This is a genomic window from Dawidia cretensis, from assembly GCF_018598175.1.
GTDB lineage: Bacteria > Bacteroidota > Bacteroidia > Cytophagales > Cyclobacteriaceae > Ohtaekwangia > Ohtaekwangia cretensis.
Window position 1 is genome coordinate 1 of record NZ_JAHESE010000149.1, and the last position, 339, is coordinate 339.

Annotated in this window: 1 protein-coding gene; it reads right to left on the minus strand. The window is 49.6% G+C overall.

The features are described 5' to 3' along the window. Window positions 1-339, minus strand: a 339-nt coding sequence (locus tag KK062_RS30140) for an AI-2E family transporter (protein WP_254088095.1), incomplete at both ends; no start/stop codon positions are given.

Genomic DNA, 339 nt, shown 5'->3' on the forward strand with positions numbered 1-339 from the left:
TATCCACTCCTTCACCTTCGAAGGCTTATTTCCATCCGGATCCCCCAACACATAGCCTACGGGTTTCAACGGTTCCACATGATCACACACAATCTTAATAATCCCCACCATCGGAATAAACAACACCATCCCGGCCACACCCCAGATAAGACCACCCACCAGAATCGCCAGGATGGACGCAAACGCACTCAGATTCACTTCACCACCCACCATATTCGGCTCGATAAAGTAATTATCAATAGTCTGGATCACTACGATCACGACCACTACCATCAGGGCAGGCTGCATGGAATCTTCCGTCACCAGCGCCATCATAAAAGGAAACAATCCGCCAAGCAC